15 protein-coding genes are annotated in these 19,272 nt (G+C 42.5%); 8 read left to right on the top strand and 7 right to left on the bottom strand.

The window, feature by feature from the left end; all coding sequences use genetic code 11:
- Nucleotides 1–40: 40 nt before the first annotated feature.
- The 3 genes from ruvB (at nucleotide 41) to IQ230_RS12365 (ending at nucleotide 3,633) form a co-directional block, all read left to right on the top strand.
- Nucleotides 41–1,141, top strand: coding sequence for a Holliday junction branch migration DNA helicase RuvB (ruvB, locus tag IQ230_RS12355; RefSeq protein WP_193932294.1), 1,101 nt, complete (start codon nucleotides 41–43; stop codon nucleotides 1,139–1,141).
- Nucleotides 1,142–1,340: 199 nt separating this feature from the next.
- A complete protein-coding gene (locus tag IQ230_RS12360; RefSeq protein WP_193932295.1) occupies nucleotides 1,341–2,141 on the top strand; it encodes a tetratricopeptide repeat protein in 801 nt (266 codons plus the stop codon).
- Between the two features lie 211 nt (nucleotides 2,142–2,352).
- Nucleotides 2,353–3,633 (top strand): glycosyltransferase, encoded by a 1,281-nt coding sequence (locus IQ230_RS12365; protein WP_193932296.1) that lies wholly within the window; start codon nucleotides 2,353–2,355, stop codon nucleotides 3,631–3,633.
- Here IQ230_RS12365 and IQ230_RS12370 read toward each other — a convergent pair.
- Nucleotides 3,618–4,418, bottom strand: coding sequence for a TIGR01548 family HAD-type hydrolase (locus tag IQ230_RS12370; protein ID WP_193932297.1), 801 nt, complete (start codon nucleotides 4,416–4,418; stop codon nucleotides 3,618–3,620). The two genes, IQ230_RS12365 and IQ230_RS12370, sit on opposite strands and share 16 nt — an antisense overlap.
- Before the next feature lie 247 nt (nucleotides 4,419–4,665).
- Here IQ230_RS12370 and IQ230_RS12375 point away from each other — a divergent pair, with 247 nt between their 5' ends.
- From IQ230_RS12375 to IQ230_RS12385, 3 genes are all read left to right on the top strand, one after another.
- The gene (locus tag IQ230_RS12375; protein WP_099703084.1) at nucleotides 4,666–4,965 is read left to right on the top strand and encodes a 30S ribosomal protein PSRP-3; all 300 of its coding nucleotides are present in this window, start codon (nucleotides 4,666–4,668) and stop codon (nucleotides 4,963–4,965) included.
- 1,106 nt (nucleotides 4,966–6,071) lie between these two features.
- Nucleotides 6,072–7,649: an NACHT domain-containing protein gene (locus IQ230_RS12380; protein WP_193932298.1), complete on the top strand. Its 1,578-nt coding sequence runs from the start codon at nucleotides 6,072–6,074 to the stop codon at nucleotides 7,647–7,649.
- A 189-nt stretch (nucleotides 7,650–7,838) separates the two neighbouring features.
- The gene (locus IQ230_RS12385) at nucleotides 7,839–8,636 is read left to right on the top strand and encodes an LmeA family phospholipid-binding protein (RefSeq protein ID WP_228054818.1); all 798 of its coding nucleotides are present in this window, start codon (nucleotides 7,839–7,841) and stop codon (nucleotides 8,634–8,636) included.
- Nucleotides 8,637–8,884: 248 nt separating this feature from the next.
- On the opposite strand, the gene IQ230_RS12390 is transcribed toward IQ230_RS12385, so the two are convergent.
- The 5 genes from IQ230_RS12390 to IQ230_RS12410 all read right to left on the bottom strand — a co-directional run bounded on the left by IQ230_RS12390 (nucleotide 8,885) and on the right by IQ230_RS12410 (nucleotide 15,156).
- On the bottom strand, nucleotides 8,885–10,279 hold the full coding sequence (locus IQ230_RS12390; RefSeq protein WP_193932299.1) for a UDP-glucose dehydrogenase family protein: 1,395 nt from the start codon (nucleotides 10,277–10,279) through the stop codon (nucleotides 8,885–8,887).
- Between the two features lie 163 nt (nucleotides 10,280–10,442).
- A complete protein-coding gene (locus tag IQ230_RS12395) occupies nucleotides 10,443–11,405 on the bottom strand; it encodes a UDP-glucuronic acid decarboxylase family protein (RefSeq protein WP_193932300.1) in 963 nt (320 codons plus the stop codon).
- A gap of 320 nt (nucleotides 11,406–11,725) precedes the next feature.
- Nucleotides 11,726–13,867, bottom strand: a complete 2,142-nt coding sequence (locus IQ230_RS12400; protein WP_193932301.1) for a cation:proton antiporter domain-containing protein — start codon at nucleotides 13,865–13,867, stop codon at nucleotides 11,726–11,728.
- Nucleotides 13,868–14,256: 389 nt separating this feature from the next.
- Nucleotides 14,257–14,910, bottom strand: coding sequence for an HAS-barrel domain-containing protein (locus IQ230_RS12405; protein WP_193932302.1), 654 nt, complete (start codon nucleotides 14,908–14,910; stop codon nucleotides 14,257–14,259).
- A 54-nt stretch (nucleotides 14,911–14,964) separates the two neighbouring features.
- Nucleotides 14,965–15,156, bottom strand: a complete 192-nt coding sequence (locus IQ230_RS12410) for an NAD(P)H dehydrogenase subunit NdhS (protein WP_099703185.1) — start codon at nucleotides 15,154–15,156, stop codon at nucleotides 14,965–14,967.
- 109 nt (nucleotides 15,157–15,265) lie between these two features.
- Between IQ230_RS12410 and IQ230_RS12415 the strand changes: the two genes are divergently transcribed.
- Complete coding sequence (locus IQ230_RS12415) at nucleotides 15,266–16,174, top strand: alpha/beta fold hydrolase (protein WP_193932303.1); 909 nt, start codon at nucleotides 15,266–15,268, stop codon at nucleotides 16,172–16,174.
- A 232-nt stretch (nucleotides 16,175–16,406) separates the two neighbouring features.
- A complete protein-coding gene (locus IQ230_RS12420) occupies nucleotides 16,407–17,675 on the top strand; it encodes an S-layer homology domain-containing protein (protein ID WP_193932304.1) in 1,269 nt (422 codons plus the stop codon).
- Between the two features lie 82 nt (nucleotides 17,676–17,757).
- Here IQ230_RS12420 and IQ230_RS12425 read toward each other — a convergent pair whose 3' ends face one another.
- Complete coding sequence (locus IQ230_RS12425; RefSeq protein WP_228054820.1) at nucleotides 17,758–19,068, bottom strand: sensor histidine kinase; 1,311 nt, start codon at nucleotides 19,066–19,068, stop codon at nucleotides 17,758–17,760.
- Nucleotides 19,069–19,272 lie beyond the last annotated feature (204 nt).

Below are 19,272 nucleotides of genomic sequence, written 5' to 3' on the forward strand. Positions count from 1 at the left end.
AAGCACAATTAATTTGTGTATTTAAATTAAATTTTTAATCATGGCGATAATTTCTTCTAAGCAATCTCACTCTGAACCCGAACGCCGTAACACGACAACTACTCGTCGTCCCACTCCCCAGCGTGAAGAACTTTTACAGCCGAAAGCGACAGTTGATGAGCGTAGTAAGCAAGAAGAAAGCATTCGCCCCCAAAAATTTGCTGATTACATTGGTCAAAAAGATTTAAAAGAAGTTCTTGATATTGCTATTAAAGCGGCAAAAGCTAGAAGTGAAATCCTCGATCACTTACTATTGTATGGTCCACCTGGATTGGGAAAAACCACAATGGCGCTGATTTTAGCTGCAGAAATGGGCGTTAATTGCAAAATCACGAGTGCGCCAGCCTTAGAACGTCCACGAGATATTGTAGGGCTTCTTGTAGGATTACAGCCAGGAGATGTTTTATTTATCGATGAGATTCATCGTCTCTCGCGCATGGCAGAAGAAATTTTGTATCCGGCGATGGAAGATTTTCGGGTTGACATTACAACGGGTAAAGGTTCAAGTGCCAAGTCACGCAGCATACCACTGCAAAGGTTTACTTTAGTAGGAGCAACAACACGCGCTGGTTCGCTATCATCACCGTTACGCGATCGCTTCGGATTAGTACAACGATTGCGGTTTTATCAGCCAGAAGAACTCAGTCAAATTGTTTTACGGACTGCACAGTTACTTCAAACGGCGATAACTGATGATGGGGCGCTAGAAATTGCGCGGCGATCGCGCGGAACACCAAGAATTGCTAATCGCTTACTTAAAAGAGTACGCGACTATGCCGAAGTTAAATCTGCGGGAGCAATCGACCAAAATGTTGCAGCCGAAGCATTAGAACTCTTTCAAGTCGATCCTTGCGGCTTAGATTGGACGGATCGCCAAATGCTAAGTGTGATGATTGAACAGTTTAACGGAGGACCTGTCGGTATTGAGACAATGGCAGCAGCCACAGGCGAAGATACGCAGACAATTGAGGAAGTGTATGAACCATACCTGATGCAAATAGGTTATTTGCAGCGAACACCTCGCGGTCGAGTTGCTAGTCCCGCAGCATATCAACACTTGGGTTTTACTCCGCCCAATGAGCAGCTTTCTTTACTACCATAAGCATGGAACTTGGTAATAGGTAATCGATGCCTTAAATTTAATGATCCATCACTGCTTGTCATTATTCTGGGATTCATTCAGCTTTTGTGGGTTGGGTATCTTGCCTGACCAAAGTTAAAATTTGGCACTTTTGCTAGAGATTTATTAGAGAACGCCTGCGTCAGTCTTGTAGCGGATTATTCAATACCGAAAAATTTAGATGATACGACTAATCATAATTTTCTTAATACTTTTGTTTGGGGTAACACAGCCGGTATTAGCACAATCCCAACCACAAATAACAGCAGAACAGTTTCAACAACTCGACAGTTTAGCCCAACAAGCTTTAGATGCTACCAACAGTGGCGATTTTGCCACTGCAGAAACTTACTGGACGCAAATTATTGACTTGTTTCCTGATAACCCTGCCGCATGGAGTAATCGCGGAAATGCCAGAGTTAGTCAAAATAAACTTGATGAAGCACTAGCCGACTACGATAAATCTGTGGAATTAGCCCCCAATGCCCCTGATCCTTACTTAAATCGCGGTACAGCATATGAGGGGTTAGGACGATGGGAAGAAGCGATCGCTGACTACAATCGCGTTCTCGAAATTGACCCCAATGATGTAATGGCGTATAACAATCGCGGTAATGCTGAGGCTGGGTTAGGACAATGGGAAAATGCCATTGCCGATTATCGTAAATCAACAGAAATTGCCTCTAATTTTGCTTTTGCCCGTGCCAACTATGCTTTAGCACTGTATCAAGTCGGCAAAAAAGACGAAGCGATTCGCAATATGCGTAATATTGTCCGTAAATATCCTAACTTTGCCGATATGCGGGCTGCGTTAACTGCGGCGTATTGGGAACAAGGTAAACAAGGAGAAGCTGAGAGTAACTGGGTATCTGCGATCGGACTCGATCGACGATATCAAGATATCAACTGGGTCGCAAATATACGTCGTTGGCCTCCTGTGATGGTAGCAGCATTAGAGAAGTTTCAGAAATTGAAATCTTAGGAACTCACATAGATAAAGAATTGGTTCATTAAAAGTTTGGCGAATGAATTCACTGCTAGACAAACAAAGTCTACCTGCGTGGACTATGGGTAAGGTATGTCTTACCCTTAAAACTTATATTGAAAGTGTGCGAAGGCACATTTTGTTTAAGTAACCCCGACTTTAGTCGGAAGGCATCTACGATTATTCTTTTAACCCTGACCCCTACTATATGACGCATTTCGGTATTCTTTGCCCTAGTTCTCCTGGACATCTCAATCCGATGATGGCACTGGGTAAGGAGTTAGTAAGACGCGGACATCGTGTTACCCTAATTCAAGTTCCGGAGCTAGAGTCTCAAGCATTAGCAGTAGGGTTGGAGTTTCAGGCAATTGGTGCCAAAGAGTTTCCGCCTGGGGTACTTGCAGAAAAGTTTGCTCGTCTTGGTCAACTCAGTGGCTTGAAGGCGATCGCATTTACACTCGATCTCATTAAACAGGGTGGCACAATTATCCTGCGTGATGCTCCAGAAATTATTACATCAATTGGCATCGAAGCATTATTAGTCGATCAGGTATCTCCAGAAAGTGCAACTGTAGCAAAGCACTTAAAAATTCCTTTTATCACAATCTGCAATGCACTCATTCTCAATCAAGAACCTGGGATTCCTCCTTTTGTAACACCTTGGCAGCGTAACACAGCTTGGTGGGCATTACTCCGTAATGGCATAACATATGCAGTTTTAGAACGCGTAGCACAACCTGTTCGTCAAATATTAGATGAGTACCACCGGAAGTGGAATTTACCACTTTACAAAAAAGTCGCAGACTCTTTATCCAACTTGGCACAAATTAGCCAGCAACCTGCAGAATTTGAGTTTCCTCGAACGCAGTTACCTGAATGTTTTCACTTTGCTGGACCCTTTGTCGATCCTACAGGGCGCAAACCAATACCTTTTCCCTATGAACAGTTGACTGGACAACCACTCATTTATGCTTCAATGGGAACTCTACAAAATCAGCAGCAGAAGATTTTTCAGGCGATCGCTGCTGCGTGTGCGAACTTAGATGTTCAATTAGTGATTTCCCTAGGTGGCGCTAGCAATTTTTGTCTCCCTGAATTACCAGGTAAGCCGCTTGTTGTTCAATATGCACCACAACTCGAACTTTTGCAAAAAGCTACATTAACAATTACTCATGCAGGGCTAAATACCGCACTGGAATCATTAAGTAATGGTGTACCAATGGTAGCAATACCCATTACGAACGATCAACCAGGTGTTGCGGCGCGGATTGCTTGGACAGAAACCGGAGAGTTTGTACCGCTATCGCGCTTAAGTGTTCCTAGGCTGCAAAAGGCGATTCAACAGATCTTGACAAATGAAACTTACAAACAAAATGCAATAAGACTACAGCAAGCAATCCACCATGCAGGAGGAGTGCGTCGTGCAGCAGATATCATTGAACAAGCTGTTCTCACCAAACAACCTGTACTGAATCATACAAGTTTTTGAATTTCAGTAGGAGTTAATTCTTGTACGCTGTCAAAAATAACTTTTGCGCCTGCGATTTTTAGTGTTTCAGCGTAGGCATTACGTCTTTGCAATGATTCTTGAACGTGCGGTGGTAAAACACCAACACCAATCCACATCCGACTCGGATCGAGCGATCGCGCTTTTTTTACCGTATACATATCTGCAACTGTATCTCCCACATACAATACAGGAGTAGAGTTATCAAGGATATCGCTTGTTAATTGCTGTACTGTCGCCATTAGCCCTGTCGGATCAGGTTTGCTGGGTGCATCTTCCATCGCAACTAACACAGGAGATTGCAAACCAAGGCGTTTTTCTAACACGTAATTCGCTGAACCTCGCGTTGCGCCACTAAAAAAGCCCCAAGCGATACCAGCATGACTAAGTTCATTTAAATAACTACTGTTTAGCAACAATGGTTCATTACAGATATAACCTGTCCAATTGTCGGGGTCTGAGCCGCGATAGCGAGATTGAAAGAATGCGACAATTTTTGCATAGTCTAGCGCTAGGGAATTACGCTGTTGTCCCTGTGCTTCAAAATAGCGATAAATCAACTCCTGTGATGCTTCCCAATCGTTATTCCAAACGCCCTCAGATTTGAGTACGTCAATATCTGCTAAAGATGGACGATAAGCATCTTGCGTAAAATATTCCACCGTATCTGCGATCGCCCGCCGATAAGAACCACCAACATCGCGTACTACGCCATCAATATCAAAAACAACGATTGCTGAAACAAGTAATTGAGATTGTTGTGTCATCTTTATCCCGATAAGGGACTTATTACCTTACAAGCCTAATCATTTTACTGGGCGACCAGTCGTGTTGATACACACAAGTAATAAATCGCAAAATGTATCTTTGCACCCTGATGCTTTGTGTAGTATTCGTTTGACACACTACTTCCTAGAGAACAATTTACTTCATTTCAGCAGATGTTATGGCATTGCGTTAATATAAATGGTTGCACAGTTAGTAATTTTGCCTGGTACTGCCTCGGAGGTTTGATTGTCAAAGTTTATTTTAAAAGTTCTCTGGCTAGACGAAAATGTGGCGCTTGCTGTCGATCAAGTGGTTGGTAAAGGGACAAGCCCTTTAACTCGTTACTTTTTCTGGCCTCGTAATGATGCTTGGGAAGAGTTAAAAAACGAATTAGAATCAAAAAACTGGATTACAGATCAAGAGCGTGTCGAGTTGCTCAACAAAGCAACCGAAGTCATCAACTACTGGCAAGAGGAAGGCAGAAATCGCCCAGTTGCTGAAGCGCAGGCAAAATTTCCGGAAGTTGCTTTTACCGGAAGCGCCTAGCATTATCCATGTAACTTGGCTTTCGCTGACATGCAGCCAAAAGCATCAACCACCCTTGATGTTATTAATACGGGGGTGGTTTTTCGATCGCTAATTTGTAAGTATTTTAAGCAACCACAAGATATCATCATTCGTCAGTCCAAAGTTAGGCGAAAGTGCCGCAATTTGAGTTTGACCACTTCCACCTCTACTATTCGCATCGAAGAACAAGTGCCAGTATTTTTGTTGTAGATAAAGCGATCGCAGCGATCGCCTACTGATGAACCAATTATAAATTGAGCTGTAGAAATTGTTCTACCTGCAACAAGTCCACCACCAAAATTAGCCTTAGAAACTTAGATGTATCGTCAATTAATCACAAGGAAAACGATTTATTCACAGGGTTAATGTCAGTTGCATCGTAAGTATCGTTACTGCTACCTCCTATTACAGGATCTTTTCCACGACCGTAAAGAATATCATTTCCTTCGTTCTCTGCTATGTAATTATCTCAGTCATAACCATCGGTAAAGATAGTGTCATTCCCACTTAATCCACAAAGTATCATTATTAGTTAAAATTCATGTATACAGAAATTATTAATAAAAAAGATTTTGCTTATCTATATGTTTTGATAAAACAATTAGTTAAGTTTATTGACAGTAAAAAATATAGCAATATGTATTTTTAGAAAAATTTTTTATCTCTATTCATAATAGTAGTTGGCGTATTATGAACTTTGTTATTACTTAATAGTAAAAAGTTGATCAAGTAGAGTTTATTAAGCAGTAATGTATTAAAAATAACATTTAAATGTTATCTTCATAGCTGTGTAGCTACAACTTTGCTGCAGCATAGCAAATTGCACTGAGTTTTGATATTGAACTGATTAGTCTTTCCGGATACTGAAATTGGCATATTCAGTATGAGTACTTAGAAAAGAGCATTAATTTTGAGTAAAAAAATATTGCAGCAGCGGTAGATTGCTAAGTATAAATATTTAGAATTATCTGTGCATCTAGTGATGGAAGATGCATATTCTTCCCTACTGACACCTATAAACAAAGGAGTTTGGGGATGAGAGTATTACTGTCTAAACAATCGATATACCAGGGGAGCGATCGCCAATGGATGCAGAGGAAGCATTACGCTTGCTAGACAAACTTTTGCCACAGCAACGACTAGTCGATGTACAAGAACTCGTGCTTCGCCTGACATGGCAAGGATTAACTTACGCAGAGATTGCCGAACAAACTAATTATGAAGCTGATTACATCAAGTTTGTTGGTTTTCAATTGTGGCAAATGCTTTCAAAAGCACTAGGAGAAAAAGTCACTAAAAGTAACTTCAAGTCTGTTTTAAGAAGAAAAGTAACAGAATTCAAAAGAAACGACTTTATTGGCGAGCAAGCAAAATTAGCAACTAGTACAATTAATCATCCACACGCGATCGCATCCTCACAGTGCGATTGGAAAGAAGCAATCGATGTATCAGTATTTTACGGACGCGCCTTAGAGCTTGCCAAGCTTCAACAGTGGGTTACAAAAGACTACTGTCGATTAATCGCATTTGTAGGTGTAGGAGGTATCGGTAAAACGGCTTTATCAGTGAAATTAGCACAACGACTGCAAGATCAGTTTGAGTTTGTCATTTGGCGTAGTCTCAGAAATGCGCCACCTTTGTCGGAACTATTGACAACACTCATTGATTTCATTTCGCAACAGCATGAGGTTTTACCCGCAGTAGGCAGTATATCTCAGCTCATCGAATATTTGCAGGCTTTTCGTTGTTTACTCATTCTCGATAACTTTGAAGCAATCCTCAGCAGCAATCAATGTACTAGTCGCTATCGCCCAGGCTACGAGGAATATGGAGAACTGCTACTACAAGTCGGCAAAGTACCACATCAAAGTTGTTTATTAATCACTAGTCGAGAAAAACCTATAGAAGTCGCGGCTTTAGAAGACAAATGTCTTCCTGTAAGAACACTGCAGGTTTCTGGAGTAAGAATAGCTACAGGACAGGAGATTTTAGTGACAAAAGGACTTCCAAGTTCTGTGGATGAAACTGAACAACTCATTGAATGCTACCGAGGGAATCCACTAGCTTTAAAAATTGCGGCAACTGCAATTTTGGATTTGTTTGATGGTAAAGTTGCGGAGTTTTTACAGCAAAGAACCATCGTTTTTAATGAAATTCATAATTTATTAGCTCACCAAATTCAACGGCTGTCACCCTTAGAAGAACAAGTTATGTACTGGCTTGCACTCAACCGCGAACCAGTTTTAGCCGCACACTTACAAGCAGATGGTGTCTTGGCAATATCGCGATCGCACGTTATCGAAACATTAGAGTCATTGAGTTGGCGATCGCTCATCGAAAAAAGTCCTGCTGGATTTATCCAACATCCTATTGTTATGAAATTCACGATCGAGCAATTCATTGAACAGGTCTGTGTGGAAATTTCAACAGGCAAAACTTACTTGTTGAACCGCTACCCTTTGCTCAAAGCTACTGCTCAAGATTACGTCAGAGAAAGCCAAGTTCGGATGATTTTAGAGCCAATGTTGAGTCATTTGCACTCGCACTTTCAATCTACAGCCAAAATAGAGCAGCAACTTCAGAAGATTTTGGCAACAATGCAAACAGATTGTGCTGAATCTCCAGGATACGGTAGCGTTAATATCATGAATCTATTACGTTAGTTGCAAGTCACTTGTAGTGGCGATCGCTTTGCTACTCTCAATCTCACACTAAACCTATAACATCCTACCAACAGGTGCGATCGCAATTACTTATCACTTCCTTAAGGACAGCTAATCACACTTTCACTTGCTGAGTTCTTCACATTTTGTTACAAAGGTAGGAAGACGTTCCGTAAAGCTTAAAACGCTATGATATTTGGCGGACTGAGTGGTTTAACCAATCCTACTGGCACTGACTGGGGAGAGCGTATGCTCAATACAGTTGCCAGCCAAACGATTCGCCATTTATTTAGCCGTAGCGAATCGGTAGAAGTTGCTGTCCGCTGTTATCCCTCTAGCAAATTGTTACAAGGTAGTATCGACAGCTTCAAAATGAGCGGTCGAGGTTTAGTCATCCGTAAAGACTTTTATGTTGATGAGATGTCATTTGAAACCGATGCGGTTGCTATTGACTTTAGCTCAGTTCTAGGCGGCAAGCTTACACTTAAACAATCCACGCAAGCTGTTGCTCAAGTTACCTTAACTGAAGATGGTATCAACAACGCTTTCAGTGCTGAACTCGTCAAAAAACGCCTTCAAAATATTTCTTTGCCAAGCTTAGCCGATATTTCCGGTGGCGAGACAATTTCTTTTAGCGATGTTCAAGTCCAACTGTTACCGGAAAATCAAGTCAAAATTTCAGCTAAAGCAGACATCAGTAACGGCGAACTAGTCCCAATTAGCCTAAAAGCAACTTTAGGAGTAGAACGACGCCGACGTGTCACTTTTCAAAATCCTCAGTTTGAAGCAGAAGACATTCCAGAAGAGCAACGCGAGCTTTCGCACACTTTAACTGATGCCTTAGCCGAAATCTTGAATAATATGGTTGATTTGGATCGCTTTGACTTAGATGGCGTCATGATGCGGATCAACCGTCTAGAAACTCAAGGTCAAAAACTTATCTTCAGCGGCTACGCTCAAATTGACCGTATTCCTGGTAACGCCTAGTTATGCTGTTTTGCCTTAAGTTAGCTATATAAGCAGATAAAGCGAAGCTGGGGAAGCTGAGGGAGTCATGAGTTTTCAGTATTGAGCTTGGAGAGTCGTGAAGTGTTGAGTTACAAGTTAAGAAATTCTAATGCCTCCGGCACACTGTGCGAACAATTCAAAACTCTTTAGGACTCAAAATTCTTCACGAGCAACTATCACTAGCTACTAAACTCTCTTTCTCTCGCTCCTCGCCCCTGTTCCCTCTTCTACCGTCCTACACCGACGTAGTAGAATCCAGCTTGCTGTAGCTTCTCACGGTCGAGGAAGTTACGACCATCGATCATGACAGGATTGTTCATCAAGCTTGCCATTTTCTCGTAATCGAGGTGTTGGAACTGTTTCCAATCGGTCACTAAAACTAAAGCATCACAACCGTCTGCAAGGCGCTCAGGATCGGTTTCAACCATCACGCCAGAAAGACCGTGGCGCATCCCGCTTTGAGAAACAATGGGGTCGTAGGCTTTTACTTTTGTTCCTAAACGATTGAGATGCTCAATTAAGTTAAGCGCAGGAGCATCACGCATATCATCAGTATCAGGTTTGAAGGTTAAGCCGAGTAAGCCAACTGTCTTACCCTTCAAGATTTTAAGAACCTGTTGCAGTTTTTCTACTCCTATTAGGCGCTGACGTTGATTCACGCTTACAGCAGCTTTCAGGAGGTGGGCTTCATAGCCATAGTCATCTGCAGTATGAATTAATGCTGAGACATCTTTAGGAAAGCAGGAACCACCCCAGCCAATCCCAGCTTGTAGGAATTTGTTACCAATCCGCGAGTCAAGCCCAATACCTTTAGCAACTTGCGTGACATCCGCACCAACGCGATCGCAGATATTTGCGACTTCATTAATAAAACTAATCTTAGTTGCCAAGAACGCATTAGCTGCGTACTTAATCATCTCGGCTGAACTTAGATCTGTCACAACGATAGGAACTGGTGGTAAAGTCTTATCTTCAGCAAACTGACGTTCCACAATTGGAGTATATAGTTCCTCCATCATCGCGATCGCTTTAGGGTTATTGCTACCTATGACAATGCGATCGGGGTTGAATGTATCGTAAACTGCCGATCCTTCCCGCAAAAACTCTGGGTTGCTGACAATATCAAACTCGGCGATTTGTGTTAAAGGCAATTCTTCTTTGACGCTACCAGCTGTAACAGGAACTTTTTCGCTTTGACGTTCAGCAATCCCATCAAGCACAAGCATGCGTACCCAGTCGCCTGAACCAATTGGTACTGTCGATTTATTAACGATTACTTTGTAACCACCGTTGAGATGCGCGCCAATTCCGCGAGCGACAGCTTCTACATAGCGAGTGTCACTTTCCCCTGTTGGTAAGGGAGGTGTTCCCACCGCGATAAATAAAATTTCTCCATGATTCACACCTGCACCTAAATCAGTTGTGAACTCAATTTTGCCTGAGGCGATCGCCGCCTGCATAATCTCTGACAGTCCTGGTTCAAAAATCGGTGACTGTCCGGCTTTCATCAACTTAACTTTTTCTTCGTTGTTATCGACGCAAATGACATGATGCCCAATATGAGCCAAGCAAGCACCAGTAACTAAACCAACGTATCCAGTACCAATTACGCAAACACGCATATTTTATCAATCCTCAATTTTATTGTTTTATGGTGGTTAGTTAGTAGAGTATGTAGAAGTTAGAGATCTACAAGATTATAGGTATATGGGTTTTAACAGCACAATTCCCTGAACCCCGATCCTGACCTCTAAACTGCAGGTCTGTGTAGCGTCCTCTCATCTTCTACTTTGCTATTTTGCTAGCTTCAAGTGGTTGCTCACTTTGAATGCGAGCTTGAAAATCTTCTATTGTCAGTGTTAGACCTTCTTGTAAAGGTACTGTAGGTTCCCAATTTAACCAAGTTTTAGCTCGGGTAATATCTGGACGGCGACGGCGAGGATCGTCTGAAGGTAAAGGCTCAAACTTGATCTCTGCGTCTGGATTGACGAGCTGTTGCACGGCAGTAGCTAGCTCTAAAATTGTATATTCGTCCGGATTTCCTAGGTTAACAGGACCAACACGATCGTTATTCATTAACCGCATCAGTCCTTCTACCAAATCGGAAACATAGCAGAAACTACGAGTTTGAGAACCGTCTCCATAGACAGTCAGCGGATTTCCTCGAAGAGCTTGAACGACAAAATTACTGACAACTCGACCATCATTTTCCAACATTCGTGGACCGTAGGTATTAAAGATCCGAGCTACACGAATGTCTACATCATTTTGGCGATGATAGTCAAAAGATAGTGTTTCAGCGATTCGCTTACCTTCGTCGTAGCAAGACCGAATTCCAATTGGATTAACGTTTCCACGGTAATCCTCTGTTTGGGGATGAACTTCAGGATCGCCGTAGATTTCTGATGTTGAAGCTAACAAGAAGCGAGCTTTAACTCGCTTTGCTAATCCCAACATATTCAGCGTACCCATTACACTGGTTTTGACAGTTTTCACTGGGTTGTACTGATAGTGAACTGGAGAGGCAGGACAAGCAAGGTGATAGATTTGGTCTACCTCTAACCGAATCGGTTCGGTGATGTCATGACGAATTAATTCAAAATAAGGATGCTCTAGCCATTTGAGGATGTTCCGCTTGTGACCAGTGTAAAAGTTATCTAGACAGATAACCTCATGTCCTTCTACCATCAATCGATCGATAAGATGGGAACCAACAAAACCAGCACCACCTGTAACCAAGATTCTCATAGTTTGTCAACAACTTAAATTAGGTATATTTAACTAGCGATCGCACTTTTGTATAAGGTAGCTTGCCTTAAGGCAGCGGTAAAGAGGTAATACTAAAATAAAGTCATTACCTCCCCTTGTACCTCAGGCACGATTTAGGCTGTATTCTGAGCGCAAATGATAATGTTTCTCTAGCTTCAATCAACTTTAGAAAAACCAAACTGAGTATTAATTCAACGAGATTCAATAGCAAGCTATCAAATTTGGAAATATTAACTCAGCATAATAGCGTACAATTCACAAAATCTTTAATAAATTCTTATAGATTCTGTCGCAGTCTGCTATTTCTCCAATTTTGTGCGGTTTGAGCGCTGCAGGAATTGCTCTCTAATCACAGCAGCGTTACTTTTTTGTGGTTCTCCTAGCAAGACAATCGACCCTGAAAGTTGCGCGACTAACTGAGACGTCAAATCACTCACCGCTAATCCGCCAGCACTTGTACGACGCTGAATCGAGCGCAGTACGACTAAATCGTATGCTTTAGCTGCAGTAATAATTGCTTGTGCGACATTTTCGTGGGGGACGACTTCAACAACTGGAGCTTGAGGTAAAGCCAGTTTGGATAACAAAAGTTCAATATTTGATTTGTTCCAGGCAATGCTACTCGGTTTAATGCGGCGATCGCAGACGTTCAACAAAGTAACCTGTGCCCCTATTGCCGTAGCCAGCAGTAAAGCAAAACGCAACGGGCGTAAGGCTTCTGGCGTAAAGTTTTGCACAGGGACGAGAATGCGTTGGATTTTTGTCGGAGACTCAAGAAGGCGCGTAACAGCAACTAAACAATGCGACGCCCACAATACACTATCAATCACATTGCCAAACAAGCGGGCACGAAAGCCAGTGCGTTTCCCCCAGCCCATAACAATTAAATTAGCATTTTGTTCGCGGCTAGCACGCGTGATGCCAAGGGCGATCGCATCATCAATGCGTAAGACTGATTCGGCGGTGACACCTAAGTCATGGCTCATCGCAGTAGCTTTATCTAACAGTGCATCAGCTTTGGCGATAGCACTTTCCAACTGTGGTGCATCCATGTGTGCTGGTCCAGTGGCGATCGCAAGTGGTACAAGCCGTCCTTGTGCTTGACGTGCGATTAATGCTGCCATTTCAATCAGATATTGCTCTGTATCAGGATTGTAGACCGGAACGACTACAGTCAAAGGCTGTTCAGTATCTGTAGTATCCAAATAAAGTGGCTTTGCATCTGAAGTCACACTTACAGTAGATGTCATCAACCCAACTGCTACTCGACTCGTCAGCAATGGTCCCAAAGTTGCTGTTACAAGCATTAAAACAATAACGCTATTCAACATACCTTCATTGAGTAGTCCGGCGCGGTATCCTACTAGTGTTGCAGCTAAGGTTGCTCCCACCTGCGGTATCGACAAAGACCACATTGTTAGTGCTTCTAGCCAGTTGTATCGATAAATCAGCTTTGCTAGAAAAGCAGCAATAAATTTGCTACCAATCAAACCAATGACAATCGCCAGCGTCAGCCAAATATTACTAATGCTGGCAACGAAAGCTGGAATATTAATCAGCAACCCTAAATCAACAAAAAAGATCGGAATAAAAAGTACACTGCCAACAAATACAACCTTTTCTTTAACAGGTCCTTCCCCGACAACATCATTAACTGCTAATCCTGCTAAAAACGCACCGACGATTTTTTCTACCCCAATTAACTGTGCACCTACTGCAGCTAAAAATACTGCAAGCAGAACAAATAGAAATTGCTTTCCCTCCTCATCACCTGAACGTCGGAAAAACTCTTTCCCTGCCCAATCAAAGCCAATTAAAACCGCAGCTGAATAAAGAAACAATGAGCCTAGTAGAGTAATCAAGCTCAGAGCGGTAAACTCTCCTGCATGGATTGCTACGCAAATGGCTAATACTAACAGCGCGCCGATATCCGTAAAAATTGTGGCACCAATAGTAACCGTAACAGCTTCGTTGTTAATAACTCCCAAACGACTAATAATCGGATACGCCAGCAGCGTATGTGAAGCAAACAGCGAACCAATTAAAATTGATGCATTCCAGCCGAAGCCAAAAATCCGCCCGACAAGTGTTCCGACAATAAGCGGTATTAAGAATGTAAAAGTACCAAACCCCAAAGATTTATTACGTGTTTGCCGGAACTGTTCCATGTCCACTTCCAATCCAGCAACAAACATGAGATAAACCAAACCAATATTGGATAGTAACCTGATTGTTGACTGTTCAGTTTGGAATAAATTTAAAAAATTAGGTCCAAGTAAAACTCCAGCTAGCAGTAAACCAACTAAGCCTGGTAGCCGCAGTCGTTCAAATACAATTGGTACTACAAGAATGACTATCAGTAAAATCACGAAGGGAACAATTGGTTCTTTCGTGAAAACTTCTGAAGCCGATTCCACCGCAAGGATGTGAAGGAATGACATAGACAGCACTGAGGAGAAAAGCTAGAAGGATTTGTGTAGCCCGCTTGTCAGCATTTACAAGAGCAAGAAAAACAACAAAGGCAACGAAAACTTGATAAATTTCCCTACTTCAAGTTGTTAGACTGCTTCCTGAGATTGTATGTTGAATTGACCCAAAAAGTCAGAGTCGGGGATTGGAGTTGAGGAGAATTAAGATGCCTCCGACTAAAATCGGGGCTATTTAAGCAAAGTGTGCACCTTCGTACCTAGAGCAAGACTTTTAACAGTTAGTCCATAGAGGGAGACAAGGTTTGTGGGGCAGCAGATTCATGCGCGATCGCATTCTTGATTCCTCTAACCTCTGAACCGTAGATCTAAGCGATCGCACGTCCCCTGATCCCTGACCCCTTCTATGGATGAATTTGGCTAAGAACAACTTTTAAGCGGTCATAGTCATCTTTTAATAACACACTTAAAGTTCTCCCTGCTTTAACTAACCATTCTCGGTCAGCTTTGCGTAATTGATATACTTCGCGAATTGCAGCAGCTGTCAGTGCTTCTACAGGCGCGCCATTAACTTGAAGCAAAGTCCTCAAAAAATCGAGTTGTTCCGAGAAAGCAACAATTGTCTCAGAGTCACAGTGATAAACAGCTTGGTGAATTTGTGGTGGTCGGGGTGGTAAATACTGATAAAATCGCTGTGGAGATCTTGCCTCAGGCGGTCGCTCAAAGCCCACGATCGCAGCTCTGAATTCAGTTTTTAGCATCGCGAAGATTTGTGGTTGTTGTTCGCGCAAGTCTTGTAAAGATAGACCTAATGCTCTTGCCCGATGGATCGAATCAATTGGCATCGTCGTTGCGTAGTAAACTACCGCATAAACTTGATTACCAGATTCTTCATCGACAGATTTTACCCAACTGCCGAACGCAGGCATAACAGGAAAGCTTAAATCGTCTGGTTCTAGACACTGAGCCAAGAATTCAGTTGTTGAGGTTTCTATGACTTCAGCGATGTAGTTTGGAGCGCGATCGCCTGTGGCAAATTGTGGTAAGGGAAGACGCATATGAGGGATCAAAGGTCAGGGGGTAGGGATCAGTGTGAAAATACCTCTAAGCTTTTATTTGGCTTTTTTGCGTCCAGTTTCTACTGGTTCTAGTTCTGAGAGGTTGAAAGTAATCAGTTTGTCCCAGTTGCCTCCTTCAAATAGCACAGCGGCTTTACCATCACTCACACGCTGTACTAATCCTTGAAAACGGTAGTAAGTATCGTTGGGATTTGTCACGCACACAGCTGTTCCAGGCAGGATCATCATATCTCTCTCTATGTTTTGCTTTTAATAGCTTACTAAAAACGGTTGTTTCAAGATATCTATTGTCTATATTCGTTTTGGCACAGACTCAAATCACTCTAAAATTATTATGCTACAGTTTCAGCCTCCAGGCTTTGGTCAAGGAGTTATACAAACATCATTAGGCTTAATGGTCTACTATGCCCCTGTCGATCCGATGTGGGCTGCTGCTACCTTCAAGCCAGATGAAAATACACCATCTTTAGTTTTTCTACATAACTTTGGTGGTGGGGCTTCTGCTTATGAATGGTCTAAAGTTTATCCTGCTTTTGCCAATGAATATCAAGTTTTAGCACCAGATTTAATCGGTTGGGGTCAATCAACGCATCCTGTGCGAGATTACCAAATTGATGACTATCTCACAACTATTGCCGAGTTCATCCAAAAAACTTGTCGTCAAGGTGCGATCGCTGTTGCTTCTTCTTTAACTGCTGCATTGGTGATTCGTCTTGCTGTTCAACAGCCTGATTTATTTCAGTCGCTGTTTCTTGTTTGTCCTTCTGGATTTGACGACTTTGGGCAGGGCGCGGGACGTCGCTTACCACTACAACTTATTGGAACACCGCTATTAAACGACTTGATTTACGCTGTAGGCGCACAAAATGAACTTGCAGTCCGTAACTTTCTACAGCAATTTCTCTTTGCTCAACCAAACCGAGTTACAGAGGAAATGGTAGCTGCCTACTTAGCCTCAGCACAACAACTTAATGCCAAATACGCAGCACTGGCGTTCTTGCAAGGAGAGCTTTATTTTGACTTATCGTTATATATCCAACAGCTAAGTGTACCTACAGTCATCCTTTGGGGAGAAGCTGCACAATTTACTCCGCTTGCTTTGGGAAGACGGCTAGCTCAGTTGAACCCGCGAGCAATTCAGCAGTTTCAAGCGATCGCATCCACAGGCGTATTACCTCATCTCGAAACACCTGAAGTTGTTATTGGTTTACTGCAACTCTATCTTCAGACACTGTCCACTTAAATGTGTCTCAAGTTACAAAAGATCTGCAAGCACTAAAGCAACTATTTTGTCAACCGTACGTCAATATGCTTTAGAAATCAAGTAGCAATATTGCTTTAAAAAGAGCAATATTTGCGCTTTTTTACGCTTAAATAAACTACTTTCTGGCATTAGTTAATCATAGGAACCTTTGATTCTTGCTAATGTCTACTCATTCTAGATAGCTACCAAAATTTTCGGAGAGTCCTTGACAATGTCTACTTTCACGCACTGGCAATCGGGAACCGCTGGATTAATGGCTTTGGGGATAACTGTTGGTGCTGTTGCTCCTACGATCGCACCTGCTCCATCTTTTGCACAAGCGTCTGCGTTTGCTGACGTTCCCGCTAACTATTGGGCAAGCCCCTTTATTGCAGAACTAGCAAGCAGAAATATTATTGCAGGTTTTCCTGATGGCGGTTTTCGACCAGAAGAGCCAGTGACACGCGCTCAGTTTGCGGCAATGGTGAGTAGGGCTTTCCCACGCGCAGGACAAAGACCTGCAGTTCAATTCACTGATGTACCTGGAAATTACTGGGGCGCAGCAGCAATTCAGCAAGCCTACACAACGGGATTTCTAGCAGGCTATCCTGGTAATCGTTTTGAACCGAATCAAAATATTCCCCGCGAACAAGTTTTAGTGTCTCTTGCTAATGGTTTAAATTATACTGCAAGTGCCGACGCTAATACTGTTTTGAGTCAATTTTATGGCGACGCTAATGCGATTTCTAGCTACGCACGCGCTCCGATCGCCGCAGCAACCGAGCGACGTATTGTTGTCAATTACCCCAATGTTCAATTTCTCAATCCAACACAAACAGCAACGCGAGCAGATGTGGCAGCATTTATCTATCAAGCGTTAGCGAGTGCTGGACAAGTGGCAGCAGTGAATTCGCCTTATGTTGTCGGACAAGTGCAGCAACCAACAACGCCAGCAACAGTCACTATTCCTAGTGGGACAAGTCTTCCGGTGCGCTATGACCAAGCTGAACGCATTCTCGTCACGCGGGATGAAACGGCACCTTTAACGCTCACTGTTGCACAAAACATCATTACGCAAAACGGCACAGTGTTAATTCCTTCAGGTAGCCAAGTTGTTGGCGAACTGCGTCCTGCGGAGGGTGGTTCTCAATTTGTTGCCCGCGAACTAGTTTTAGCTAATGGGCAGCGTTCTCAGTTTGATGCAACTTCTGAAGTGATTACTCGTACAGAGCGAGTACGTCGAGGCGCAAATGCAGGTCGAATTGTCCGCAATGCTGCTCTAGGTGCTGCTGCTGCTGCTGCTATTTCTGCAGTAACAGGAGATCGGGCGATCGCTACTGAAGAAGTCCTAGGTGGTGCAGGTGTTGGTGCTTTGCTTGGCTTATTCTTAGGTCGAGACAGTGTTGACCTCGTTGCGATTGATCCTGATACTGATTTACAACTCACATTAGGTTCTGATTTAGTACTTACTCCTGGTTCCACACAGCAACAACCACAGTAGTGCAACAAAGTAAAACAAGCACAAGTCATTCAGTCGTTTAACTCAATGAAATCTTAGACGTGGGGTAGGCATCCTGCCTACCTTACTTTTTGCTTTTTTTTGCTAATGGTAGCCAAACAACAAAAGTAGTTCCAGGATTGTTATGAGTTGAGTTAGGAAAATTTTGTGCAGGACTAAAAACTTGAATGTTTCCTTGCATTTGCTCGATTAAATCTTTCGCGATCGCTAACCCTAAACCTGTCCCAGGAATTTGTGATGCTGCTTGTACGCCACGATAGTGTCGCTCAAACATATGATCTAAATCCTGCGCTGGAATTCCTGGACCAGTATCACTAATAGCAATACCCTGAAAATTCTCAGATGTTTGTTCAGCTTGAATATAAATTTGTCCTCCTGGTGGCGTATATTTTAAGGCATTGTCGAGTAAATTACTGAATACTTCTCTTAAAGCAACTGGATTAGCCTTAACTAAGGGCAAATTAGGAGGAATATCTAACTGGATATTTAAATGACGTTCTTGAGCGATCGCACTTGAACTATCTAATAAAGGTGCAAGGATATCAGCTATTGAACATGGCTCAGTGTTTTCTTGAATATTTGGTAGAAGTACCAAAGGCTTTGATGTCTGTTTAATTGATTCTAACAACACAGGATTTTTTGTTTGTGGTGTCAGCTCAATAATACGGTCAAACTGTTTAAGTAATTCTTGGATGCGATCGCTCTCTCGAACAATATTTTCTGCAACTTTGCGATTAGCATCACCTGGAACAAAGCGCTTAATCAGAAGTTTTCCAAACGTGCGTAAAGCTGTTAGAGGATTGCGCAATTGATGCAATAAATTATCAAGCAAATCGCGCTGCGTTTCTAATAAAACTTGCTGTTGAGCAAACTGCTGTTCATACCACTCGCGACGTTGATCAAGTACCCTTGCTAATGCAAGTGTTTGTGCAATACGTTCAATTTCATCACGTTCGCGCTCATCCCAAGGCATATGCTCGCGATTTGTTACTAGTAGTCCCATGAAAACGTTGTCATGCATTAAGGGCAAAATAATTTGCGTACTTGGTAGCAGACTATAGTGAGTTGATGTGTCGTTTATTTGCTCTGTTTCTAGTAAAGATTCTAGAGGTTCAACCTCTAACGAGATGACTTTCTGAGGATCAGATAACAGTGGTAGCAAGGCGTTACTCATTTCGGGTATGAGCGTTACAGGCTGTGAAGCTTGCCAAGCAGCTTCTGGATAGGCAACGACCGGAATTAACTTTGTTTGTGTTTCTCCTTCTTCTAGCAGTTCTTCTGTCAGGTACACGACACTTAAAGTTGCTCCTAAACTTTGCGTCAGTAAGGCAACTTGCGATCGATATAGCGCAACTAACTCAGAACTATTGGACATTAACATTAACAAAGTACTCTTTCAATCTGTGTAAACCAAGCTTTTAATTCTAGTAGTCTGTGAGAGCAGTTGTCAGACAAGACCAAGATAAGTACATATATAACAATAACGGTTTCATCAAGCGTGCCGTAGAAAGTAATAACTGGTACTCTCTATTTAAAAATCGTAAAGTTATTTCTTCACTCAATCTTGAGTTATAAATCT

It is taken from the genome of Gloeocapsopsis crepidinum LEGE 06123, from assembly GCF_015207655.1.
Taxonomy (GTDB): domain Bacteria; phylum Cyanobacteriota; class Cyanobacteriia; order Cyanobacteriales; family Chroococcidiopsidaceae; genus Gloeocapsopsis; species Gloeocapsopsis crepidinum.